General features: G+C 69.4%; 21 protein-coding genes, 1 tRNA gene and 1 pseudogene. 6 read left to right on the top strand and 17 right to left on the bottom strand.

Translation table 11 applies throughout. The features are described from left to right. Positions 1-54 precede the first annotated feature (54 nt). The 16 genes and pseudogenes from E1295_RS22005 to galU all read right to left on the bottom strand — a co-directional run bounded on the left by E1295_RS22005 (position 55) and on the right by galU (position 16,559). A complete protein-coding gene (locus E1295_RS22005; RefSeq protein WP_246080198.1) occupies positions 55-3,573 on the bottom strand; it encodes a DddA-like double-stranded DNA deaminase toxin in 3,519 nt (1,172 codons plus the stop codon). 69 nt (positions 3,574-3,642) lie between these two features. Next, positions 3,643-4,134 (bottom strand): annotated as a pseudogene (locus E1295_RS52495) (hypothetical protein); the annotation flags it as partial. 25 nt (positions 4,135-4,159) lie between these two features. Further along, entirely contained in the window at positions 4,160-6,607 is a 2,448-nt protein-coding gene (locus E1295_RS22000) for a S1 family peptidase (protein ID WP_132632202.1), read from the bottom strand. 138 nt (positions 6,608-6,745) lie between these two features. Beyond that, the gene (locus tag E1295_RS21995) at positions 6,746-7,729 is read right to left on the bottom strand and encodes a helix-turn-helix domain-containing protein (RefSeq protein WP_132632201.1); all 984 of its coding nucleotides are present in this window, start codon (positions 7,727-7,729) and stop codon (positions 6,746-6,748) included. 125 nt (positions 7,730-7,854) lie between these two features. Then, positions 7,855-7,974 carry a TOBE domain-containing protein gene (locus E1295_RS21990; RefSeq protein WP_246080203.1) on the bottom strand — a complete coding sequence of 40 codons (120 nt, stop codon included), beginning with the start codon at positions 7,972-7,974 and terminating at the stop codon, positions 7,855-7,857. A gap of 374 nt (positions 7,975-8,348) precedes the next feature. After that, positions 8,349-8,690, bottom strand: a complete 342-nt coding sequence (locus E1295_RS21985; protein WP_132632200.1) for a DoxX family protein — start codon at positions 8,688-8,690, stop codon at positions 8,349-8,351. 174 nt (positions 8,691-8,864) lie between these two features. Further along, positions 8,865-9,746, bottom strand: coding sequence for a sigma-70 family RNA polymerase sigma factor (locus E1295_RS21980; RefSeq protein WP_132632199.1), 882 nt, complete (start codon positions 9,744-9,746; stop codon positions 8,865-8,867). Positions 9,747-9,945: 199 nt separating this feature from the next. Continuing rightward, on the bottom strand, positions 9,946-10,077 hold the full coding sequence (locus E1295_RS51915) for a hypothetical protein (protein ID WP_281284763.1): 132 nt from the start codon (positions 10,075-10,077) through the stop codon (positions 9,946-9,948). Between the two features lie 600 nt (positions 10,078-10,677). Beyond that, a complete protein-coding gene (locus E1295_RS21970) occupies positions 10,678-11,622 on the bottom strand; it encodes a C45 family autoproteolytic acyltransferase/hydrolase (RefSeq protein WP_132632198.1) in 945 nt (314 codons plus the stop codon). A 364-nt stretch (positions 11,623-11,986) separates the two neighbouring features. Then, positions 11,987-12,063: transfer RNA gene (locus E1295_RS21965), tRNA-Ala, on the bottom strand. 49 nt (positions 12,064-12,112) lie between these two features. Continuing rightward, the gene (gene sepX, locus E1295_RS21960; RefSeq protein ID WP_132632197.1) at positions 12,113-12,694 is read right to left on the bottom strand and encodes a divisome protein SepX/GlpR; all 582 of its coding nucleotides are present in this window, start codon (positions 12,692-12,694) and stop codon (positions 12,113-12,115) included. 124 nt (positions 12,695-12,818) lie between these two features. After that, a complete protein-coding gene (locus E1295_RS21955) occupies positions 12,819-13,463 on the bottom strand; it encodes a GNAT family N-acetyltransferase (RefSeq protein WP_132330796.1) in 645 nt (214 codons plus the stop codon). Positions 13,464-13,530: 67 nt separating this feature from the next. Beyond that, entirely contained in the window at positions 13,531-14,010 is a 480-nt protein-coding gene (locus E1295_RS21950) for a MogA/MoaB family molybdenum cofactor biosynthesis protein (protein WP_132632228.1), read from the bottom strand. Next, entirely contained in the window at positions 14,010-14,486 is a 477-nt protein-coding gene (gene moaC / locus E1295_RS21945; protein ID WP_132632196.1) for a cyclic pyranopterin monophosphate synthase MoaC, read from the bottom strand. The genes E1295_RS21950 and moaC overlap by 1 nt, the downstream gene beginning before the upstream one ends. Continuing rightward, the gene (gene glp / locus E1295_RS21940) at positions 14,483-15,670 is read right to left on the bottom strand and encodes a molybdotransferase-like divisome protein Glp (protein ID WP_132632195.1); all 1,188 of its coding nucleotides are present in this window, start codon (positions 15,668-15,670) and stop codon (positions 14,483-14,485) included. The genes moaC and glp overlap by 4 nt, the downstream gene beginning before the upstream one ends. Next, on the bottom strand, positions 15,657-16,559 hold the full coding sequence (gene galU, locus E1295_RS21935) for a UTP--glucose-1-phosphate uridylyltransferase GalU (protein ID WP_132632194.1): 903 nt from the start codon (positions 16,557-16,559) through the stop codon (positions 15,657-15,659). Before galU ends, glp begins: the two co-directional genes overlap by 14 nt. Positions 16,560-16,583: 24 nt before the next feature. On the opposite strand from galU, the gene E1295_RS21930 reads away from it, so the two are divergent. The 6 genes from E1295_RS21930 (at position 16,584) to mscL (ending at position 21,208) form a co-directional block, all read left to right on the top strand. After that, positions 16,584-17,153 (top strand): 5-formyltetrahydrofolate cyclo-ligase, encoded by a 570-nt coding sequence (locus tag E1295_RS21930; protein WP_132632193.1) that lies wholly within the window; start codon positions 16,584-16,586, stop codon positions 17,151-17,153. 23 nt (positions 17,154-17,176) lie between these two features. Next, entirely contained in the window at positions 17,177-18,682 is a 1,506-nt protein-coding gene (locus tag E1295_RS21925) for a potassium/proton antiporter (RefSeq protein WP_132632192.1), read from the top strand. 67 nt (positions 18,683-18,749) lie between these two features. Next, positions 18,750-19,070, top strand: a complete 321-nt coding sequence (locus E1295_RS21920; protein ID WP_132632191.1) for an FmdB family zinc ribbon protein — start codon at positions 18,750-18,752, stop codon at positions 19,068-19,070. Between the two features lie 322 nt (positions 19,071-19,392). Continuing rightward, complete coding sequence (locus E1295_RS21915; RefSeq protein ID WP_132632190.1) at positions 19,393-20,199, top strand: S-methyl-5'-thioadenosine phosphorylase; 807 nt, start codon at positions 19,393-19,395, stop codon at positions 20,197-20,199. Continuing rightward, the gene (locus E1295_RS21910; protein WP_246080194.1) at positions 20,196-20,786 is read left to right on the top strand and encodes an RcpC/CpaB family pilus assembly protein; all 591 of its coding nucleotides are present in this window, start codon (positions 20,196-20,198) and stop codon (positions 20,784-20,786) included. The genes E1295_RS21915 and E1295_RS21910 overlap by 4 nt, the downstream gene beginning before the upstream one ends. 23 nt (positions 20,787-20,809) lie before the next feature. Next, positions 20,810-21,208 carry a large conductance mechanosensitive channel protein MscL gene (mscL, locus tag E1295_RS21905; protein WP_132632189.1) on the top strand — a complete coding sequence of 133 codons (399 nt, stop codon included), beginning with the start codon at positions 20,810-20,812 and terminating at the stop codon, positions 21,206-21,208. Here mscL and E1295_RS21900 read toward each other — a convergent pair. After that, entirely contained in the window at positions 21,205-22,233 is a 1,029-nt protein-coding gene (locus E1295_RS21900; RefSeq protein WP_132632188.1) for a M15 family metallopeptidase, read from the bottom strand. The two genes, mscL and E1295_RS21900, sit on opposite strands and share 4 nt — an antisense overlap. Positions 22,234-22,454: the final 221 nt, after the last annotated feature.

Below are 22,454 nucleotides of genomic sequence, written 5' to 3'. Positions count from 1 at the left end.
GTGAAGAACGCGGCCCGATCCGACAGGGACAGGTAGATCTAACGCCCGCGCACCTCAGTCCAGCCAGCGGCCCACGCCGCGTACGGTCACCTCCAGCAGCTCCGCCGGATTTTCCGGGTCCGGATAGTAGATGATCATCGTGGTGCCGGCCGGGAGCAGCAGTTTGATGGCCTGCACGCAGCCCGCCACGGCCTGTCGCTGCTCGTCGGGCCCCGTGTCGTCGGCCGGCACCGCGTCACAGACGCCGCCACGGTTGTTCATCACGAGCCGCAACGTGTTCTCGCGGAGCGCCACCTCCCGTTTGGCGACGCGATGGGCGAGCTGCGTCTCCAGATGCAGCGCCGGCGGTGCGATGGGCACCCCGAACCGCTGCCTGAACAGCAGTCCGAGACGGTGTTCGAGGGCCGTCAGATCGTCGTGCAGCCCGCTCTCGACCGTATAGCGTGACCATGCCTCAAGATCGTCGATCGGCGGGGTGTTCGCGATCGGCAGCCCGTTCGAGTCGAGCGCCCGTCCGGACTCGTCGACGATATAGCCCTGGTTGTTCTTCGGCTTGTAGCGCTCGCTCACGTCTTTAAGCACATTCGCGACTCTCTCGTGCACGCACGGCTCCTCGCCCCGCAGGCATTCGATCGGGAAATCTCCCAGTGAGGTCGCGAGTTCGGTCTCGTCAATCGCCATGACGATGGCCTGATCGGCCAACTGCTCCCTCAGGTACATCGTCCCCCACATCGAATTCTCCTCGGCGAACCGAAGCTCGACCGGGACGTGCGAGGCATCGAAGGTCCCCTGCCACTGTTTGATGTGCTGGTTCCAGTCGGGGGCCTGCTCGTCAGGCAGCTCCATGATCCCGATGAGGCACTGCGGGACCATCATCGCCGGGTGCGAACGGATTCTCCAGCACTTCTTCAGCAGCTTCATGTGGTCGGAGACGACGTTCACCCCGTCCCGTGCGGTCAGGGCTATGTACTCTTCTTCGAGGCGGTGGGTCTCGGTCTCCCGATCGTGAATCCGCCGCACCGCGACGTAGAAGAGCGGGCTGAGGACGAGGGACAAACAGGTTTTCAATGACTTGCCGACGAACTCGTTCCGGCAGTGCTGGATATTGTTCTGGGCGTAGCCGTCCGGGTTGTGGAGCGGCCCCTTGGGATCGTTGAGAATGCTTTCCACGTAATCGTTGCAGTCGCTGGGCCGGTCCTCCTCGGGCACCTGCGGGCAGTGCCCGAACCACGATGCCTTGAGCGCGCCAAGACGCTTCTCGGCCTCATCCCGGTAATACTCGAACACCTCAGCGGCGATGCGAGCTGCTTCCGATGCGCTCTTGCCTGCCCGGATCTGGGCCGCGTACGCCACGTCGTAGGCGGCGAAGGCGCGGGCCGCGTCCTGCCCGGCCGCGACAGCCGAGGCACGGGCCCAGCGGGCCGACAGGGACGCCTCACTGGCCGACTGCTGGGCCCGCTTGGTCGCGGCGGCGGCGGTGCGGACGGCCTGCGCCGCTCGTTCCGCGGACGCGGCGGCGTCGCGCGCCCGGGCGACGGCCTCGGCGGCGTACGTCCGCGCCCGGCCGGCCGCCGCACCGGCCTCCTGCGCGTGACGGATGGCATCCTCCGCCGAGCCGCTGGCCTGTGCCGCCGCGGCCTGGGCGGTGCGCGCGAAGTCGACGGCGCTCTGCGCGATCCGCGCTGTCTCGATCATCAAGGAAGAGGCGATGTAGTTGTGCGTCGCGGTCGCGTAGTCGCGTTCGGCCGCACGGTGCCGATCCACCTCCAGGAACTCGACCTGCATCGCCGTCGTGCCGGCGAGAGCGGCCTGGGCGGCGTTCCGCACCTCCGTGCCGTGCGAGTCGTCGTCGGCGATGGCGCCGACCCGCGCCCGGATGTCGATCGTGCGAGCGGTGGTGTGCGTCGACTCCAGGAACTCCTCCAGAGCGTCCGGATCGTCCGACCGCAGGGCGGTGTTCGCCGCCTGCTCGGTCTCCGCGTGGCCGGCGCCGCGGGCGTCGGCGAGGATCCGCCCGACCTGCTCGCGTTCTTCGGCGGCGAGCTCGGGGTAGTCCGGGTCGCCGAGAAACTCGACGACCTCGGGCCACCCGGCGTCGAGCGCGTTCTGAGCGGCGGCTCTCATGGCCGCGGTGCCGGTGACCATGAGACCGGTCAGCGTGGTGCGGTCGTCCTGCTCCTCGGCGGCCGCGAGCCCGCTCCGGACGAACTCGATGACGGGGACGGCGTCGTCCTCGCCGAGCGCCGCCACGGCCGCCGAACTGGTCCAGGTGCCGGGCACCGTCGCGAAGTATCGGGCCACTTGGCGTGCCTTGCCGACCGCCACCGCCGGATCGGCCTGCGTGTCGGCGGCCTCGGCGATCAGCGCGTCGATCTGCGGAGTGTGGTACTGGACCATCGGCACTCCGTAGCCGCGAACGTCCTCGAATCTGGCCTGGGCGGCTTGCGCGCTGACGTGCCGGGCGAAGGACAGCTCGAGTTCGAGCTCGTCCTGGAGCCGTTCGGCGTCCGCCTCACGCGCCGCTTCATACACGGTCTTGGCCGTTTCCGCCGCCTCCAACGCGACCTCCGCCGCGCTGTAGGCGTTGTTCGCGTGCTGCGTCGCCAGCTCGGCCGCGTTGACGGCAGTGCCCGCGTGTTCGGCCGCGCTCGCCGCCGCGCGCGCCGCCGCCTCCGCGTAGGACACCGCGCGCGTCGCGGCGTCACGCGCCTTGCCGGCCGCGTCCTTGGCGATGTTGGCATGACGCACCGCTGTCGCGGTGGCGCGCTTGGCCCGTTCCGCGCTCGCGGCCGCACGCCCGGCCGCGGCGAACGCGACCTTGGCCTCGGCGCTCGATTCTCCCGCGTGATGACCGGCGGCCTCGGCGGCGCGTCCGGCAGCCTCGGTGTTCTTCATCGCCGAGTCGGCGGCCAGGGCGGCGACAGACGCCTGGTGGCTCACGGTGAGGATCTGATCGAGGGGCGAGATCCAGGCGGCGATCTCCGGACCGACCCGTTGCTGGATGTCTCGGTTGTACGCCTCCGCGGCGGCCGCCGCGTCCGCGTCCAGCTCCGCCGCCGCCGCTGCCGCCCAGGCCTCGTCAGCCTTCGTGTGTGCCCGCGCTGCCGCTGTCGCCGCGCGTCCGGCGGCCCCGGCGGCGACGCGCGCGGCGTCCGCCGCCGCTCGCGCGGCCTGCACGGCGACGCGGGAGGCCGCTGTGGCCCGGTCGGCGGCCTCCGCCGCACGTCGTGCCTGACGCCTGGCCTCCTCTGACTCCTTTCCCGCCTCCAGCGCGAGGCTTTTCGCCGCCTCCGCGTCGTTCTTGGCCGCCAGTGACGCAGCCTTCGCGCGCTCGGCCTGCGCGACTGTGGCGATCGCCTCGAACGCCGCACGGCGCGTCGCCTCCGTGGCGCTCGCCCGAAGATCGTTCAAGGTCTGGTTCTCCTGGTCCCGGGCCTGCGCCACACCCCAGTCGATCTGGACGAACCGCTCCTGTGTCTCCAGGCTGCCGTCCTGGAGCGCCCGATTCGCCGCGGCCTTCACCTCCGGGCCGCCTTCGGCCAGCGCACGATTGACGACCGCCCGCAGGTCCATGCGGTACGGCAGCCGCCATCCCGACTCGACGAACTTCCCCAGGGCCTCGCGCGTCCCGTTCCGCAGCGCCACGTTCGCAGCGGCCTTGACCTCCGGACCGCCGGCCGCCTTCATCTGGTTCACGCTGGCGCGTAGGTCGATCTGCCGGGCGGTCTCCCAGCCGCCGTCGAGAAACGCCGCCACCGCGCCGGAGTCCTCCGAGACCAGGGCGGCGTTGGCGGCGGCGGCCACCTCGGGGCCTCCTTGAGCCTTGATGTGGCCGACCTGTTCACGAGCGTCCTGGGCCACGAGCCGCGGCAGTTCCTGGAGGAAGGCGCAGACCGCTGCCTTGTCCCCGAGCAGAGCCTTCTCCGCGGCCGGGCGGACGTTCACGCCGCCGGTGGCCCATGCGTCCAGGACCACCTGGCGTTCGCAGACCGGCGCTTCGGCAGAAGCCGTCACCGTCGCCGCGGCCCGCGCTTCAGCCACCGGGCTGATGACGAGAAGCAGCGAGAGCACGACGCCGATGACACCTGCGGCCCGCCAGGGAACCCTGTGACGTAAAGCGTGACTCACACGCATCGCAGTCACTCCTCCGTTTCCGTCCTCAGTTGACGACCCGCAATTCCAGGAGGGTCTCTCGGCAGTTGTCCGGATAATCCGCGTGGTTCTGGTCGCACGTGGTGTCGGTACGTCCGAACTGCTCGCTCTCGTCCCGCTCCACGCGCTTGGTACGCTCCGCGCCGGACGTCACGTTCACGACTGTCGCGTCCACGTCATGGCCCGCCCCCGGTGCGCGGCTGTCTCCCTGGACCTCGAAGACGTTCGGGATCCGGAGCTTCACGTATCCCGCCGGTCCGAGGACCTTGAAGCACACCGCCGTCACGCCGAGGTGCGGCTCTCCGACCTCGGTGTCGCCGTTCAGCAGCCCCGGGAACACCTTGATCACGCCGACCCCGTTCTCGGCGGACGTGGTGCACGAGACCCAGATGAGGCCGCCGTTGCCGGAGATCAGTTCGAAGTGCTTGGCTTCGGCCTCGTCCGTGCCCCAATCCTCCTGACCGGACGTGCCCGCGTACTGGTGCGGGAAGTTCACGGGGTAGCCGAAGTCCTCCACGATCGAGTCACCGGCCGTCGTTCGGGCAGCGGCGGCGACCGGTTCCGCCTGGGCGCCTCCGGCGGGAACGAGGTCGCCGGCGTACCAGCCCTGGACGTCGACCAGGATGTGCGCGGTGCCCGGGCTGTTGTTCCTGATCCGGATCTTGCCGCTGGTCCCGGCCTTGACGACGCTGTGCCCGGCGCGGATGCCGTCGGCGGGCGGCGCGTAGTTGACCAGTGACATGGTCGTTTCGGCGCCGTCGACCGGCCACACGTTGAGGTGCCCGTCGGCCTTGTTGTCGACGACGGTCAGGTTCACGGCCGCCGTGGTGCCCGCGGGTACGCCGAGCGGCACGTCGACGGTGCCGTTCGCCGGGACGGGCACGCCGGTGCCGGTCCCGCGGGTGTCCAGCAGGCGCTGCGCCGCCATCGTGCGGAACCGCGTACCGGTGTCCGCGCCGCCGAAGTAGCCCAGCGCGGTCAGCACGAAGTGCACCGCCGAGTTGCTGTTGTTCGTGAAAGTCGCACGCCCGTCCGTGTCCAATCGCACCGTCACGCCGTGGGAGGTCGTACCGGGGACGAAGTCCATGACGCTGCGGTTGTTGGCGCCGCCGGGCGGGAAGGCGCCGACCCAGCCCTGCCCGGTCGCGCCGACCACGATCAGATCCAGGTACGCTACTCCGGCCCCCGCCGGGATGGCGCCACCCGTCAAGGTGAAGGTCCGCGTCCCCCGCGCCGGCACGACGCCGGCCGGGCCGCCCAAGCCGCTGCGGGTGTCCACGATCCTGGTGGGGCCGACCGGTACGAAGCCCTGCCCGGTATCCGTGGAACTGGTGTAGTAGCCCTGGACGTCGACCACCACGTGCGCGCCGGGCCCGTGGCTGTAGACGGCGATCTTCCCGCTGGCGGGCACCGGCACCACCGCGGTGTTGGAGATGACCTGGTTCGCGGTGGCGTTCACCATCGACACCGGCGGGCGCGGCGCGCCGTCCGGCAGCAGCGTCAGATAGGTGGCCGCGGTCGTGACGGCGGTCACGTCGACCAGCACCGCCGTGACGCCCGTGGCCGGTACGCCACCGACCCCGGTCACCTGGAACGGGGTGAGGCTGCGCGCGGCCCGCGGACCGGCGGGCGCGCCCACCCCGGATCGCGTGTCGAGCACTGTCGCGCTGGTGGCCAGGCGGACGAAGGCGCCTCCGCGCACGGTCTGCCGCACCCAGTCCCGCACGTCGTCCAGCCGCGTCTCGGTCGCCGAGGTACGGGCCTCCGACGCGTCGGTGTCGAGGCAGCCGGCCTGCCACGACGCGGTGTGCAGGGCCACCAGTTCCGGACCCGTCGCGACGCCGCGCAGCGCGGGTCCGCCGGCGTCGCCCCTGCAGATGGTCGCCGGCGCCGACGGGTCGCCCGCGATCTCGATGGCCCCGCCGTCCACCGTCTTCACCGAGAAGGGTGCCGTGCGCAACCGGTGCGGCACCCACTCCGTCGCCGTACGCCCGAAGCCGGCGACCTGCAGCACCTCACCGGCCGTCGGCGCCGTCGCGCTCACCCGTACCGGAGCCACCTCGGTCACCGGGGCGGCCAGCTTGGCCAGCAGAAGATCGCGCGCCGGGTGCGACACCACGTGGATGACGCCGCGCGTCTGGCCTGCATCGACGGTGGTCAGGTCCACCCTGCCGACGGTGACGGTCGTCGGGAGCGGCGGCGGACCGATCGCCACGGGCGTGGATCCCTCGGCGAAGCAGGACTTGGCCGTCACGATCCACTCCGGATCGATCAGCGCGCCTGAACAGCCGCGCACCGCGTCGCCCACCATGACGTTGGCCACGAACCCGTACCCGTCCGCGGGCACCGCCGACCCGCCCACGATGCCGAGGGCCGGGACGGCAGGCAGCGTCGCGCAGACCACCCCACCGACGGCCAGCGCGACGAGCGCACGGCGACATAACAGAGAACGCATGGAAATCCCTCCGGGAATCAGCACACCTGGCCACGGGGTATCCGTCGCCGCACAATCGAGGGGGCTGAGGCGCAGCCCGCAACGATGACTGTGCACGCCACCGCCGGAGCCTGTCGTTACGGGAGAGCGCACACGTCTTTAGCCTGCGTGCACAGTCAGGCACTCCCGGCGGAATTGGGCCGGCGACAGGCCGTACGCGCTGCGGAACACCTGGCTGAAACGCGCCGGGCTGGCAAACCCCCACCGGGCCGCGATCACGTTGATCGGGCGGGCGGACAGCAGGGGATCGGCCAGGTCGCGCCGGCACCGCCGCAGGCGGCGCTCACGGATCCAGCCGACGACCGTGTGCCCTTCCTGCTGGAACAGCCTGTGCAGATAGCGCAGCGAGATGTGGTGCGCCGCGGCGATCGCGCCAGGGGTCAGCCGCGGGTCGCCCAGGTTCTGCTGGATGAAGGCGTGGATCTGGGCGAGCAGCGCCCGCCGCCTCGCCTCGGGCGGCATCGACGCGCCGGCGTCCAGCGCGCTCGCCAGTGCCACCGCCAGCACGTCGAGCGTCAGGGTGGACAGCCGCACGCCGTCGGACGGGCTGAACTCGTGCATCCGCGCGGCCGTCTGCAAGAGGAACTGCGAGGTTAGCGCCCCGACGCCCCGGTCGCCCGGGATGCGTACCGCAGCGAGGTCCCGCAGCTCCCGCCCCGATAACGGCAGCAACGAACGCGGGAACTGCAGGGACAGCATCTGAGCGGGTCGCTCGCCCGGCCGCCCGAGCCGGGTCACGGTGGGATGCGAACTGTCCCGCAAGCACAGATCACCCACGCGCAGCTCCGCCTGCCGGCCGTCCTGCTCCCCGCACACCCGGCCCCGCACCGCGCAGCTCACCAGGAACGTCTCGGGGTCTGACTGCCGGATCAGCCTGGACGTGCGGTGGGTCGTGAGCGGCGTCGTGGTCAGCAGGACCGCCTGCACGGGACCGAGCCCGCCGAAGGCGGCCTGCGCCCGGAAGGTGCTCTCCAGATGCCGTTCGCAGCGGGCATCGAGGGGCACCCACTGCTTCGCGCTGACCTCGCGCCAGAGGGCGAACCGCTCTCCCGTCGGGACCTCTTCGGTGCTGACCACGCCCATGACACCACCACAGTGTTGACAGCTGTAAGGGTCATTGTCGGCCGACGCCTCGCGCCCGGCATCCTCCCCTCGGCGCAGGCTCTTCTACTCCCATCGTCGCATCCTGCGGAGGCTAACGTGAGCGCTCAGGCGGGATAGGCGTGCGTTTCGGCGGCCTTGACCGACGCCCACACCTCTCGGCCCGGGCCGAGATCGAGCTCGGCGACGGCCGCCCGACCGGCCGGGACCGGCGCGCCCGTCCTGATGCTACGGCACCCCCGCCATCGCCGGCGCCCGGCAGCTCGCCGGCATCGCGACCGGCGACCACGCCCGCCAGCAACGCGCCGAGCTCAAGCTCGGTGACCATGAACCTGGCTCCCCCGGGGATCTTCTCCACTTCGTCCACCCAGTACAGGCCCCACCATCGATCGCTGGCATAGTCGCTGCGCACTGACCGGGCGTAGCGCTCCAGGCTCGGCACGTTCACGAGTAGGGCTGAGCAGCATCGACGACAGGTTCCGGAAGATCGCTTCCCGGATCGGGCGTGATCGCTTCCCGCCTCTCGCGACAGATGATGGAACGGGAACCCCGGTTCCCCCCACGGCTGCGGGGACAACCGGGGTGGGTTCTGGTTGTGTGCTCAGGCGGCGGCTCCCAGCAGGAGGGCAGCGATGACCGGGACGAGGTACAGGATCGGGTAAACGACAGTCTTGTAGGAGCGGGCGCGGAGCACGGTGATGACGGCCCCGGCGAAGTACACCACCAGGCCGATCCCGGCCAGGATGCCGATCACGGGCACGACCAGGCCGGCCAGCAGGCCCGCTGCCCCTGCGGCCTTGGCGGCCCCGAGCCAGGGCCACCATGAGGCGGGGACACCGTACGATTGCAGCGGCTCGATGACCCACGTGGCGCGGGTGAGGATGGCGTAGGCGGAGAAAGCCACCCAGGCGGCGGCCAGAACGGTGACGATGCTGTGAATCATGGGGTGTTCCTTGCTTGGATGACGCCGGGCGGGGGTCGCAGCGGCGGTGATCGGTGAGTCCGTCGCTGCCTTGACCCGCCGCCGTACGGCGATGTGACCGACGGCGGCTGTGATGTGCGTCATAGGCAAGCTGGCCGGGCAGATGAATCGCAGCGATCCGCCTGCCCGCCTGTGTCAGTCGAGGACTGCCAGATGGAGTTGGCCGAGACGATCGGGTTCGGCGATGACGTCGATGGCGGTGATGAGGCCGTCGGCGATCGTGAAGGTGAGTGCCACCCGCAGGTGGCCGTGGGGAGCCATCACCAGGCCGACGGCGCCGTCGAGGAGGGCGGGTCCGGTGAACTGGGCCCGCTGCATGGCGGCCATCGCGCCCTTGGCGACGGGCTCGGATCCCGCCACCATCACAGGTTCGGCGGTCAGCATGACGGCCCTGTCGGCGCGGAGGGTGACCTCGGGGTGGAGCATCGTGATCAGCGCCCGGAAGTCCTGGCCGCGCGTGGCCGACAGGAATGCCTCGACGATCTCCCGCTGACGGGCCAGATCGACGTGCGGCACGGGTGTGGCGCCCTTGACCCGGCGACGCGCGCGGCTGGCCAGTTGCCGGGTCGCCTCCGGTGATCGCTCCAGCATGGGGGCGATCTCTTCGAACGGTACGGCGAACAGATCGTGCAGCACGAAGGCGAGCCGCTCGGCCGGGCCCAGGGTGTCCAGCACCACCAGCAGCGCCACCCCCACCGAGTCGGCCATCACCACCTCGTGTTCGGGATCACCCGCCGACGCGGGGCCGAGCATCGGATCGGCCGCCTGGATGTCCAGCGGTTCCTCGCGGCGCTGACCGCGTGAGCGCAGCATGTTCAGACACACCCGGGCCACGACCGTGGTCAGCCATCCGGCCATGTTGTCCACCTGGCCGACGTCGGCGCGGCTGGCACGCAGCCAGGCCTCCTGCAGCGCGTCGTCGGCCTCACTCAGCGAGCCGAGCATCCGAAAGGCCACCGCGCGCAGATGCGAGCGATGCTCGGCGAACCGCTCCGCCAGCCAATGCTGTTCGTCCATGTCACGTTCCTCCGTGAACCAATGTCGAAAGGGAAGGATACTTTCCGACATATCGCCCCAAAGAGGGAGCTATGGCGTCCGAACGAGCTGCTGCGAACCCGGTGTCGGCGGGTTGCGTTCGACGATCTCCACGTCGATCTCGAGCCCGGCCCCATGGTCGACGACCGTGCTCTTGACCCCTGATCGACCAAGGCTTTGGTCACCGTACCGGAGCTCTGGGCTGCGGGAGCGGTCCCGGCGGCGTTTCGTGCGCGGAGGCGGCCAGCACCACCACCGCGATGACCAGTCCGAACACGTCCACCGCCCTGCGCTGCTTCACCCTCGACGGCACCGACGCATATCAGGGAAGCGCGTCGAGGAACCAGGCGCTGATGCCATCGGGGCCTGATGCGACGAATACTCGACCGTTCGGGGTGAACGAGGCGACAGTCTGGTGAGAGCCGGTCCGAAGAACGCGGGCCGTTGGTGGCGTCGAACAGCACACAAAGTTCTCCTATCGGTGCATGTCGTTGAACAGCGCGACGGCTGCTTGTCCAGCCGGTACGGATGGTGCACCAGCTACGGCCGGTGATCACTGAAGGTGCTCAAACGATGGACACCATCTTCGGCGACAGCCGACACGGGTAGGGAGTCGAAGTGAGATGGCTCCCCGACTGGCTCCCATCGACTTCCAGACATGAGAAAAGGGCCTCTGGATTGCTCCAAAGACCCTTCTCACCTGCATCTTCCTGGTGGGGTGTTCACGAATAGGGCTGGCCTGGGGCGCAAGAGGGGTTGAGAAGATCGCTTCCCGCGTAGGCAGTCCGGGCGCTGACCGTTCAGGGGGATTGCCACGTGGCAGGGCCAGCCGAGGGAGGGCTTGTCTGCTGCGGGTGAAATCACGTTCTTGCAAGATCTTCGTGCAGGGGTGAGCAGGAGTCAGGAAAGCCTTTCAGCTGGCCCGACCCAAGGTCACGGTGCGGGTTCCGGGTGTGAAGTCGCCGAAGGACTGTTGCCAGGACTCACCGGGCCAGTAGTACGTCACAAGGCCCTCGGCGGGTCGGTAGTGGGCGGTGTAGAGCGTTACCGTCCCCTGCTCGTCGACGGATCGATACAGCGGCGGCTTGAGCATCGCCGCCACGTCCGCGCCCGCGGCGCGGATGGCTCGCAGCCGCTCCTGCGTCCGCATGGCCCGCTCCTGCTCGTCGGTCACCGGCAGGTGCTGGTGATTGGAGGCGCAGGCGTCCGGTGCCACCGTCGGCGGCATATCCGGTCCCACGAACACCGTCATCGCCTTCTTGGGATCGACAAGGGTGAGATTCTGGGGGACGGCGACCGGTAGGGACCGCAGCCTGTCGACCGCCTCATCGACGGTGTCACACGTCTCCAGCAGGTAGCGCACGAGGATGAGAATGGCGAAGCCACGTCCGTACACAGAACGTCCGCCCCAGGTGAGCGAGATCGCGAGACCGGCGTCGTTCATCCCGTCCTGCAAGCCCCACAGCATGTCCTGCATCCCGATCACGGGGCGCAGGAAGCAGGAGGAGACGATGGCCCCCTCGCACTGATCGGGCCGTAAGTCATAGTTGCGCAGCAGAGTGCCGTTCTGGCCGATCTGGGTGCAGGCCTGGGAGAACGGCCGCAGTGCCGCGTGGGTGAGGAAGACTTCCGCCTCGGGCCGGTCGAGTTGGCCGGCCAGGCGGTCCAGAACCGGGACCAATTCCGGCATGTGCGCACGGAACAGCGCCCGAACACGATCCGCGCCCTCCGGAGTCCGGCCCTCCTCGGTCAGCAGGCCCTCCATCTCCTGCCACAGGGCCCGGGCGTAGGCGGCCCACCGCCCGTCGCCGCCGTCGCCGACTTCGATCGCCTGGAAGGTCTTGTGCTGTTGCCGCACGGCTGCCACTCCCTGTGAGAATCGGACGAGGTGAGAGCAACCTAGCTAATTCGGCAGGTATTCACCAGGTGGCCGCCATCGGCGACGGCCAGGCGCTGGATCTGATGAAGCCGCTGAACGCGAGCATGGCCGATTCCAAGTAGACGAACATGTCCCGAGCCCGGAGCCAGCGTCGGCATGCCCAGCGACACAAACTCGGACCTCCGCCAGCGGCCCGACATCACCCGGGCCAGCCACCTGCTCTGCGGTCCCCAAACCAGGACGAACCCGAACGGGAAACCCCTGAAACAACAAGATCCCGCCCGATCGCGATGATCAGACGGGATCCCGTCAACTTCAGTCCAGCCGTTTCAAGAACGGCCTCTGGTGGAGATGAGGGGATTCGAACCCCTGACCCCTTCGATGCGAACGAAGTGCGCTACCGGACTGCGCTACATCCCCAAGGACTCGACCAGATTAGCAAACTCCAGAGGGTCCTCGCGCCACCGTTTCAGTCGCCCACGGCTCGCTTGGGTGGTTCGGCGTACTGATCGAACAGGACATCCGTGTGGTGCGAGGCGAGATCGATGATTTCGGCCTCCGCCTCCTCGACGGCCTGCCGCTGCTCACGTGTCCGCCGCTGCCGCTCAGCGCGCGCCTGGCGGGCACGTTCGCGCCGGTCCCTGTCCACCTGTACGGCGATGCGGAGAAAGGCCATGTACGTCATCATGATGACGACGGAGGGCGCGACCCCCCACCATGGCATCATCTTGACCGCCGCCGTGATGATCGAGGCGAGCACCAGCAGGGCGGTGAAGAACAGCAGGCGGCGCCGGCGGGCCACGATGATGGCGCGGCGGCGGAGCCGGAACTGGCGGACGTCGACCTTCTCGACCTCCATCGGCACCGCCCCGTCGTCCTCGTCGGCGTCGGAGGGGTCGAGGTTGTCGAGGTCGGGAAGCTGGTGCTCGCCGGTGTAGTGCTCTTCGAGTTCGGCGAGTTCGGCGAGGTTGGTCTTGTCCCTGCGCAGCCACATCGGGATCAGGACGCACAGCCACATCACGACGATGGCGAAGTAGAGGAGGATGCTCATGGGCACCTCCGGGCAGCACGAAGACGCGAGTGTGCTGGTTGCGTCTTCAATGTGCTCACGTCACGCACCGTAAGACCGCGTGTCACTAATTGACGAGCATTCGGTGCGGTGTGTCGCGAGATCGTCAAACCTCTTCGACGGGAGAACCGCCGTGAGTTGCCGACTCACGTGCACGACGCCACTGCACGAGAAGCCCGCCAGGTACGTCCTCGACGGTCAACGCGTAACAGATGTGGTCGCGCCAGGCTCCATCTATGTGGAGTTGGCGCCGCCGAATGCCTTCTTCCCGGAATCCGAGCTTCTCAACCACCCTTCGGCTGGCCTGGTTCTCGGGGCGGATGTTGGCTTCCAGGCGGTGCAGGCCGGTGGTGAAGAAGCAGTGGTCGACGGCCATGGCGAGGGCGGTGGGGGTGATGCCCTTACCGGCCAGCGCGCCGTCGATCCAGTAGCCGACCTGGGCGGAGCGGGCGGATCCCCAGACGATCGCGCCGACGGTCAGTTGCCCCGCGAAGCGCCCGCCGTACGTGACCACCCAGGGCAGCGCGAGTCCTTGCCTGGCCTCGCGGCGCAGGGTGCCGACCATGGAGATGTAGGGGCCAAGACCGGTCCTGAACAGCGGCGTCTCGGGGTTGCTCGGCTCCCAGGGGCGCAGCCAGTCGGCATTGCGCAGGCGGGTCTCGCGCCACACGCGCACGTCGCTCAGCCGCAGCGGCCGCAGGCCGACCGGACCTTCGCCTAGAGTCGCCGGCCAGCCACGAAGTCGATCCACGCTTCCATCATCCCCCTATCGGGCGGGATGTCGCCACGGGGTCCTGGGGGCGAAGATCCGGATCGGGTCAGCGCGGGTGATCGCCGCCCCGGATCTGATCGACCGCGTGCCGGAGAATGGGCGCGAGTACGGCGACGCCGTCGCGTACACCTCCGGAAGATCCCGGCAAATTCACGATCATTGTTGTCCCCGCTTGTCCGGCCAATCCTCTGGAAAGGACAGACGTAGGCACTTTTTCGCGGTTGGCCTGGCGAATGGCCTCGGCTATCCCGGGAATCTCACGAGTGATCACTTTGGCGGTCATCTCGGGTGTCAGGTCGAGAGGCGTCAGGCCAGTGCCCCCGGTGGTCACGATGACGTCGAACCCCTCCGCCACGCCCTCGCGCAGCGCCCGTTCGACCGCCTCGCCGTCGGGCACGAGTACGGGCCCTTCGACGCTCTCGCAGCCGGCCTCGTCGCGCAGCAGATCGAGCAGGAGAGGACCCGATTTATCGGCATAAACCCCGGACGACGCCCGGTTCGACACCGTGATCACGAGGGCCCGCATCACGCCGGCTCCCTGGTCCAGCTGCCGGTCTTGCCGCCCAGCTTCTCCTCCACCCGTACGTCGGTGATCGTCGCGCCGGGATCGACCGCCTTCACCATGTCGATCAGCGCCAGCGCGGCCACCGAGACCGCCGTCAGCGCCTCCATCTCCACGCCGGTACGGTCGGCCGTCTTGGCCCGGCACGTGATCGCCACGCCCCAGTCCTCGACCTCGAGCGTGACCTTCACGCCGTGCAGCGCGATCGGATGGCAGAGCGGGATCAGGTCGGGGGTGCGTTTCGCCCCCATGATGCCCGCGATCCTCGCCACGCCCAGCGCGTCGCCCTTCGGCACCTCGCCGGACCGCAGCAGCGCCACCGTCTCGGCCGTCAGGAGCACCCGGCCGCTCGCCGTGGCGGTGCGGGCCGAGACGTCCTTGGCCGAGACGTCGACCATGCGCGCGGCGCCGGTCTCGTCGATGTGGGTCAGCTCGCTCACAGCTTGATCACCTCCACAGCGGCGCCCGCGGCCACCTCGGTGACGTCCTCGGGAACCACGATCAGCGCGTTCGCCGCCGCCAGGGCGGCGAGCTGGTGGGAGCCCTGCCCGTGCACCGGCGCCACCGTGCCGTCGGGCGCCAGCACCCCGCGCAGGAACGATCTGCGCCCCGACGGCGAACGCAGGGGCCCCGCCGCCCTGGCGGTGACGGATGAGGGCAGGCCGCTGGGCAGGCCGCGCATCTTGTCGAGCGCCGGGCGTACGAACAGGACGAAGGACACGAACGAGGACACCGGGTTGCCGGGCAGCGCGAAGATCGGCACCTGGTCGTCCCCCAGGACGCCGAACCCCTGCGGCATCCCCGGCTGCATGGCCACCTTCTCGAACCGGACGGTCCCCAGCGGCGACAGGGCCTCCTTGACCGGCTCGTACGCCCCCATCGAGACCCCTCCGCTGGTGATGATCGCGTCGGCCCGCACCAGGTGGGTGTCGAGCCGGTCGAGCAGCACGGCGGGATCGTCGGTGACGGAGCCGACACGGTAGCCCTCGGCGCCCGCCTCCCGCACGGCGGCGGTCAGGGTGTAGCTGTTGGACTCCCAGATCTGCCCGGTGGTCAGCGGCGATCCGGGCTCGACCAGCTCGGCTCCGGTGGAGATGATCACAACCCGGGGCCGCGGCCGGGCCTTGACCCGGCGCCGCCCCACCCCGGCGACGATGCCGAGCTGTGCGGGGCGGATCACGGTGCCCGCCTCGAGCACCACGTCGCCGGCCCCGACGTCCTCCCCCGCCCGCCGGATCGCGTTGCCGGCCTCGGCGCGGCGATCGATGCGTACGGAGACGGTGCCGCCGTCCGTCCACTCCACCGGCACCACGGTGTCCGCCCCCGCGGGCAGGGGCGCGCCCGTCATGATGCGTACGGCATGACCGGGCCCGACGGCCCGCAGCTCGGTCGACCCGGCCGCCACGTCGTCGATGACCGGCAACGTAACCGGAATTTCCGACAAGTCGTCGGCGCGTACGGCGTACCCGTCCATGGCCGAGTTGTCGAACGGCGGCAGCGGCACCGGCGAGGACACGTCCTCGGCCAGCGTCGCCCCCAGCACCTGCTCCAGGTCGAGCTCGAGGGGTGCCAGCGGACGCACAGTGGCCAGGATGTCGGCCAGATGCGCGTCAACCGATTTCATCGAGGAACTCCCGCAGCCACGGCACGAAATCCGGCGCCAGATCCTCACGGTCCGCCGCGAACTTCACCACGGTCCGCAGATAGTCGAGCTTGTCGCCCGTGTCGTAGCGCCGCCCTCTGAACAGCACGCCGTGCACCGGCCCGCCCTCCGTGGAGCCGCGGGCGGCGAGCGTGCGCAGCGCGTCGGTGAGCTGGATCTCGCCGCCGCGCCCCGGCGGGGTGTCCTCCAGCACCGCGAACACCGCGGGATCGATCACGTAGCGGCCGATGATCGCCCAGTTGGACGGCGCCTCGTCGGCCGGCGGCTTCTCCACCAGGTCGGTGACCCGCACGACGTCGTCTTCCGCGGTCGCCTCGATGGTCGCCACGCCGTACTGCGAGACCTGCTCCTTGGGCACCTCCATCAGCGCGATCACACTTCCGCCGAACGTGTCACGCACCTCGATCATGCGCTTGAGCAGCGGGTCGCGGTGGTCGATCAGGTCGTCGCCGAGCAGGCAGGCGAACGGGTGGTCGCCGACGTGCTGCTTCGCGCAGAGCACCGCGTGGCCGAGGCCCTTGGGCTCGCCCTGGCGTACGTAGTGGAGCGTCGCGAGCGAGGCGGGCTCACGAACCTGGGACAGCCGGTGCTCGTCGCCCTTGGCCTCAAGGGCCCCCTCCAGCTCGAAAGCCCGGTCGAAGTGATCCTCGATCGACCGTTTATTCTTGCCGGTGACCATGAGCACGTCGAGGAGCCCCGCCGAGGCGGCCTCTTCGACGACATACTGGATCGCGGGCTTGTCGACGATGGGCAACATCTCTTTGGGTGTCGCCTTGGTCGCCGGGAGAAACCGGGTGCCCAGACCCGCGGCGGGCACAACGGCTTTCGTCACAGGGTCGAAGTCAGCCATGAGTAGACCCTAGTGGAGGCACCTGTGGACAAGCTCAACCTGCGCCGCGAGCTGAACGCGGCGCGTAGGGCACTCTCCCCCGAACGACTACGGGCAAACGCCATCAAAGTTCGCGAAACGCTGCTCGAACAACCGTGGGTCCAGATGGCCGGTCTCGTGGCTTGCTACTGGTCGACGGGGTCGGAGCCGGATACGCACGGGCTCGTGTTCGCCCTGTGGAAACACGGCGCCACCGTGATCCTTCCGGTGCTCCGTGAGGACGACGACCTCGACTGGGCGGTCTACGACGGACCGGGCACGCTCGCCCCCGGGCGCTTCGGCATCATGGAGCCCGTCGACACCCGCCGCGGCGTCGACGCCATCCGCACCGCCGCCCTCGTGATCGTGCCCGCCCTCGCCGTCGACAGGAAGACGGGCCTACGTCTCGGCCGCGGCGGCGGCTCGTACGATCGAGCCCTGGCCAGAGTCGGTCCCAACGTCCCCACAGTGGCACTCCTCCACGACGGGGAGCTGATCGACGATGTCCCGTCCGAACCACACGACCGCCGCGTCCGCTATGCCATGACACCGTCAGGCCTTACTAGGCTTATGTGACCGCAGGGATGAGAGGGGGCTGAATGACGCTTGATGTCTGGCTCCTTCTCGGAGCCGCGATCGTCATCGCCGCCATCGCGTCCGTACGCCTCGCGCATCGCACCGGTCTGCCCAGCCTGCTGGTGTTCCTGGGCTTCGGCATCCTCCTGGGCGATTCCGGGTTCGGCATCCCTTTCGACAGCCCTCAAGCGGCCCAGCAGATCGGCCTGACCGCGCTCGCGGTGATCCTGGCCGAGGGCGGACTCACCACCAACTGGTCCCATGTGCGGCGATCCGTCCCGATAGCCGTGGTGCTCGCGACCGTGGGGGTGGCGGTCAGCATCGTCGTGCTGGCGCTGGTCGTCCAGGGCCTGCTCGGCATCGACCAGAAGACGGCGCTGATCCTCGGCGCGGTGCTGGCCTCCACCGACGCGGCGGCCGTGTTCTCCGTGCTGCGCAGGCTGCCGCTGCCGCCCCGGCTGGCCGGCGTGCTGGAGGCGGAGTCCGGCTTCAACGACGCGCCCACCGTGATCGCCGTGGTGCTGCTCAGCGGGGCGGCGCACTCGTCACCCAATCTGGGAACGTTCCTGCTCGACACCACGATCGAGCTGCTCATCGGCGCGGCGGTCGGCCTCGCCGTCGGGCCCGCGGGCGCGTACGCGCTGCGTCGCGTCGCCCTGCCCGCCTCAGGCCTCTATCCCATCGCCGTGCTCGCGCTCACCTTCGTCTCGTACGGCGGCGCGGTGCTGCTGCACGGCTCAGGCTTCCTGGCCGTCTACCTCACCGGGCTGATCCTGGGCAACTCGCGGCTGCCCCACCGGGCGGCGACCAGGGGGTTCGCCGAGGGGGCCGCGTGGCTGGCGCAGATCGGCCTGTTCGTGATGCTGGGGCTGCTGGCCAGCCCGAAAGAGATGCCGTCGGCGATCATCCCCGGCCTGATCACCGGAACGGTCATGGTGCTCCTCGTACGCCCGCTGTGCGTCGTGGCGAGTTCGGCGGTCGCATGGGCGCTGCGGATGGGCTGGGTGAGCTGGCGCGACCAGGCGTTCCTGTCATGGGCGGGGCTGCGCGGCGCGATCCCCATCGTGCTCGCGACCATCCCGTGGGCGTCCGGGGTCGAGGGCTCCAAAGACATCTTCAACCAGGTCTTCGTGATCGTCATCGTGTTCACCCTGCTGCAGGGACCGACGCTGCCGTTCGTCGCCCGGTTGCTCAAGGTGACGGCGCCAGGAGAGGCGCACGACCTCGCGGTGGAGTCGGCGCCGCTGGAGGAGCTCCAGGCCGACCTGCTGCAGATCACGGTGCCGCCGGGCTCGCGCCTGCACGGCGTGGAGATCTTCGAGCTGCGCCTGCCCGCCGGCGCCGCCGTGACGCTGATCGTGCGCGACGGCAGGTCCTTCGTCCCCGCGAGCACCACCAGGGTCAGGGCGAACGACCAGCTGCTCGTCGTCGCCACCGCCTCCTGCCGCGACCAGGTCGAGCGCCGCATGCGCGCCGTGAGCCGCAGCGGGAAGTTGGCGGGCTGGTACGGCGAACGGGGGCTGGAATAGGTGATTGACGGCATCGGTTAGCATTAGCAGTCGCATCCCTCGAGTGCCAAACCTGAAGGAGAAGCGCGTGCCGACCTACCAGTACGCCTGCAACGACTGCGGTGAGCAGCTCGAGGTCGTCCAGAAGTTCACCGACGACGCCTTGACGGTCTGCCCGAGCTGCGAAGGAAACCTGCGCAAGGTCTTCTCCGCCGTCGGCATCGTGTTCAAGGGCTCGGGGTTCTACAAGACCGACAGCCGCTCGTCGTCCTCTGGCGCCTCTACCTCCGCGTCCTCCAAGTCGGCTGACGCGTCGTCGTCCGACTCGTCGTCGAAGTCCTCGGAGAGCAAGTCGGGCGACTCCGGTTCGTCCACCTCCGCTCCCGCACCGGCCGCAGCCTCCAGCTGACCGCGCCGTACCCCTGGGCGTGCCGCCCGGATCTTCGGCATGCGCCAGTGGAGCAGCCGTTACGAGCACGCGGGTGCGGGCGGAACAGCCGTCTTGAGCGCGCAGGTGCGGGTGGAACAGCCGTTCCGAACGCGCGGGTGCGGGTGGAACAGCCGTCGCGAGCCGCGCCGGCCCTTTGGGGCGGTTGACCGGAGGCGCAGATTCTGCGGCTCGTGATCCGTGACGACAGCCCGTCCACAGCGACCCGGCGCCGCAGCCACGTTATCCACAGAACCACATTCCGCTCCCCACTCCCCTCCCCCGCCCCGGCTACTCTCTCGCCATGGTCACTCGCGCAGACATCGGCGTCATCGGCGGCTCGGGTTTCTACTCCCTGCTCGACGACGCGGAAGAGATCGAGCTCTCCACCCCCTACGGATCGCCGAGCGATGTCGTCACGGTCGGGCGCATCGGCGCGCGTTCCGTGGCGTTCGTCCCCCGGCACGGCCGCAACCACCGTTTCCCTCCCCACCGCATCCCCTACCGCGCCAACCTCTGGGCGCTGCGTTCACTCGGCGTGCGGCAGGTGCTCGCGCCCAGCGCCGTGGGCTCGCTGAAGGCCGAATACGGCCCTGGCACCCTGGTCGTCCCCGACCAGCTCATCGACCGCACCTCGGGCCGCGTCCAGACCTATTACGACGCCGACGGCGCCGTCCACGTCTCGTTCGCCGACCCCTACTGCCCGTCCGGCCGGGCCGTGGCCGTGCGGGCCGCCGAAGCCGGCGGCTGGGAGACCGCCGACGGCGGCACGCTGGTGGTGATCGAGGGCCCGCGCTTCTCCACGCGGGCGGAGTCGCAGTGGTACGCGGGCAACGGCTGGTCGATCGTCGGCATGACCGGCCATCCCGAGGCGATCCTCGCCCGCGAGCTGGCCCTGTGCTACACCTCGCTGTGCCTGGTGACCGACCACGACGCCGGGGTGGAGACCGGCCAGGGCGTCACCCACGACGAGGTGCTCAAGTTCTTCGCACAAAACGTCGCCCGCATGCGCACCCTCGTGACCGAGACGGTGCAGGCGCTTCCCGAGGAGCGCGGCTGCCCCTGCCCCGCCGCCCTCGACGGCATCGACCACCCCTTCGAACTCCCGTGATCCAGACCTGGCTGAGCCGCTACAGCCGTCGCCGCCGTCTCATCGCGGCGGCGACGGCCGCGGTCGCCGTCCTGTCCGCCTACCTCGCCACGCGCCCCGCCGACGGTCCCACGGTGCTGGTGGCGGCGCGCGACCTGTCCCCCGGCCCGCTCGACCCCGACGACTTCAGCCCCGTCCCGTTCGACCATCCGCCGTCGGGAGCGGTGCGCAGCACGCGGGCCGGCCAGGTCCTCGCCGCCCCGATGCGCAAGGGCGAACCGCTGACCGACGTCCGCCTCCTCCACTCCTTCCGCCTGCCGCCCGGCATGGTGGCCGCCCCGGTGCGCATAGCCGACGCCGCGGCGGTCGAGCTCATCTCGCCCGGCTCCACGATCGGCGTCCTCGCGTCCTGGCAGGAGGGCCTGCCCGCCCGCCAGATCGCGTCGGAGCTGACGGTCCTGACCATCCCGGAGGCAACGAGGGATTCCGGCGACGACCGCGGCGCCTTGATCGTGCTCGCGACCACCCCGGCCCAGGCGGCCGAACTGGCCGCCGCCCAGTCCGGCGGCCGCCTGTCCATCACCATCCATCCGGGTGGCGGCACGTGAGCACATGGCTACCATCCCTCTGCATGAGTGGATTCAAGAAGTTCCTCATGCAGGGGAACGTCATCGACCTCGCCGTGGCCGTCGTCATCGGCGCCGCCTTCAACTCGATCGTGCAGTCGTTCGTGAAAGACCTGCTCACGCCGCTGATCTCGGCCTTCGGCGGGCTGCCCGACTTCTCCTCACTCAAGATCACGGTCGGCCGGTCCGACTTCATGTACGGCAACTTCATCAACGCGGTGGTGTCATTCCTGATCGTCGCCGGCGTCGTCTACTTCTTCGTGGTCAAGCCCTACGCTCACGTCAAAGATCGTCTGACCGCCAAGGTCGAGGCGACGACCCGCGACTGCCCCGAATGCCTGTCGGAGATCCCCAAGGCCGCCTCCCGCTGCGCGTTCTGCAGCGCGGAAGTCGCCACCGTCTAGAGCACCGAGTCGAGGTCGGGATCATATTCCCAGTGCCACGGCTCGATTGGACCGGTGTAGGCCCAGGGAGGATGGAACCACCCATACCGCTTGGAGCTCTTCTCCATCCAGACGAACTCCGCCGTCCCCGACCTCTCCACCCCGCCACACAGGTCGACGGCCAGCCCGAGCCCGTGGTTGCTCCGCCCAGGCACCGCGGCGAGCCCGGGCTTGCGGTAATAGATGGACTGCTGCTCACCGAGGGTGCGATAGGCATCGGTCACACACATCGACTTACCGAACCGTTTGCGATACGCCTCGTTCAAGCTCACGAACGCGATGGTGGCGTCGGCCCTGAGACTGTGCCCCTTCTGCTGCAGGGGGCAGAGCATGCCCTTGGGGATCAGCCCGTTGGGATAGTCATCGGCCGTCGCCGCCCGCAGCGGGTTGCACCCCAGCGCGTCCCGCCCCACCTTGTCGATCTTGATCCCGAGCTTGACCAGCGCCGCCGTCACCGACTTCACGATCTTGTCCGACCGCTTCCGCAACGTATCGACCTCGGCCGCTATCTGTGCCTCGGCCAGCAGGTTGCCGGCCCGCAGCTCCTGCGCCTCGGCGGCCAGCCGCTGGGCCTCCTTGTACAGCGTGCTGGTCTGCTCGACCGCCTGCTGCCGCATGCTCACCATGTGGGTCGCGTCCGTCAACGCCCTCAGCGTCTTCTGGTCCGACGTACCGGACAGGAACGGAAGCACCCCGTCCGCCGCCACCGGCTGCTCGTACATCAACTCGACCATCTCAGCGACGGGCTGCCGCATCACCGCGAGCCGGCCCTCCAGCTTCTCCAGAGTATTGAGCTTGGATTTGAGCTGCTTCTCCGAGGCGGCGATTTCCACCCGCCGCTTCTCGAGCGCCTTGGTGGCGTCCTCTAGCTCCTTGGCCGACTTCTCGGCTTCCTTCCGCAGCGCGGTCAGTCCGGAGGGATCACGTGGCTTGTGCGTCTCAGCCCGAGCCGGCGCGGACGGCGTAAGGAGGGAAGCCACCGCCATGACGACCGCGATCAGACCCGCTGACCGAGGGGCTGGCACGTTCGACTCCTCCGTTTGCAGACTCGTTACCGGGGTCAGGCACGCACGTTACTACAGCCCTCAGAGTGTCCGGAGCGAACTCCGAAGAGCTGTTATGAGACAAAAAACCCAGTTTGTACGGTCAACCCCCACAACGCGCCCCACCACCTTCCAATCAGGCGCCCCACCCACCTACCAAGCAG

Origin of the sequence: Nonomuraea mesophila (assembly GCF_004352805.1) — a bacterium.
In the GTDB taxonomy this organism is placed as follows: Bacteria; Actinomycetota; Actinomycetes; order Streptosporangiales; family Streptosporangiaceae; genus Nonomuraea; species Nonomuraea longispora.
Note: the sequence above shows the minus strand (reverse complement) of the source record. Positions and strands in the feature narration are given on the sequence as shown.

What these genes read in the sequence shown, in the direction of transcription:
- E1295_RS22000 (WP_132632202.1), bottom strand. Translation starts at nt 6,607, where the DNA reads ATGCGTTCTCTGTTATGTCGCCGTGCGCTCGTCGCGCTGGCCGTCGGT.
- glp (WP_132632195.1), bottom strand. Translation starts at nt 15,670, where the DNA reads ATGAAATCGGTTGACGCGCATCTGGCCGACATCCTGGCCACTGTGCGT.
- E1295_RS21900 (WP_132632188.1), bottom strand. Translation starts at nt 22,233, where the DNA reads ATGGCGGTGGCTTCCCTCCTTACGCCGTCCGCGCCGGCTCGGGCTGAG.
- E1295_RS21950 (WP_132632228.1), bottom strand. Translation starts at nt 14,010, where the DNA reads ATGCGGGCCCTCGTGATCACGGTGTCGAACCGGGCGTCGTCCGGGGTT.
- mscL (WP_132632189.1), top strand. Translation starts at nt 20,810, where the DNA reads ATGAGTGGATTCAAGAAGTTCCTCATGCAGGGGAACGTCATCGACCTC.
- E1295_RS22005 (WP_246080198.1), bottom strand. Translation starts at nt 3,573, where the DNA reads ATGGACCTGCGGGCGGTCGTCAATCGTGCGCTGGCCGAAGGCGGCCCG.
- galU (WP_132632194.1), bottom strand. Translation starts at nt 16,559, where the DNA reads ATGGCTGACTTCGACCCTGTGACGAAAGCCGTTGTGCCCGCCGCGGGT.
- E1295_RS21985 (WP_132632200.1), bottom strand. Translation starts at nt 8,690, where the DNA reads ATGATTCACAGCATCGTCACCGTTCTGGCCGCCGCCTGGGTGGCTTTC.
- E1295_RS21980 (WP_132632199.1), bottom strand. Translation starts at nt 9,746, where the DNA reads ATGGACGAACAGCATTGGCTGGCGGAGCGGTTCGCCGAGCATCGCTCG.
- E1295_RS21995 (WP_132632201.1), bottom strand. Translation starts at nt 7,729, where the DNA reads ATGGGCGTGGTCAGCACCGAAGAGGTCCCGACGGGAGAGCGGTTCGCC.
- E1295_RS21925 (WP_132632192.1), top strand. Translation starts at nt 17,177, where the DNA reads ATGACGCTTGATGTCTGGCTCCTTCTCGGAGCCGCGATCGTCATCGCC.
- E1295_RS21915 (WP_132632190.1), top strand. Translation starts at nt 19,393, where the DNA reads ATGGTCACTCGCGCAGACATCGGCGTCATCGGCGGCTCGGGTTTCTAC.
- sepX (WP_132632197.1), bottom strand. Translation starts at nt 12,694, where the DNA reads ATGAGCATCCTCCTCTACTTCGCCATCGTCGTGATGTGGCTGTGCGTC.